The organism is Psychrobacter sp. TB20-MNA-CIBAN-0197, assembly GCF_040309765.1.
GTDB classification, from domain to species: domain Bacteria; phylum Pseudomonadota; class Gammaproteobacteria; order Pseudomonadales; family Moraxellaceae; genus Psychrobacter; species Psychrobacter submarinus.
Genome location: NZ_JBEOPC010000834.1, coordinates 1 through 261 on the forward strand (window position 1 = coordinate 1; position 261 = coordinate 261).

The 261-nt window shown below is 63.2% G+C and carries 1 protein-coding gene; it reads left to right on the plus strand.

Annotated elements, in window-relative coordinates; all coding sequences use genetic code 11:
- Positions 1-261 (plus strand): malonate transporter subunit MadL (locus tag AAEY83_RS16200; RefSeq protein WP_351060652.1); only part of this gene is annotated, 261 nt, incomplete at both ends.

Genomic DNA, 261 nt, shown 5'->3' on the forward strand with positions numbered 1-261 from the left:
GTATCTGGGTCGGTGAATTGCTCGGCAAGCTGATCGGCGTGCCGGCCAACGTCGGCGGTGTCGGTATTGCGATGCTGCTGTTGATCGGCCTGGGCAGCTATCTCTACAAGAGCGGCTGGCTCAAGGGCAAGACCGAGCAGGGCGTCGAGTTCTGGAGCGCGATCTACATTCCCATCGTGGTCGCCATGGCCGCGCAGCAGAATGTCTACGGTGCGCTGAAGGGCGGGCCGATGGCGATTCTTGCCGGCACCCTCGCCGTAG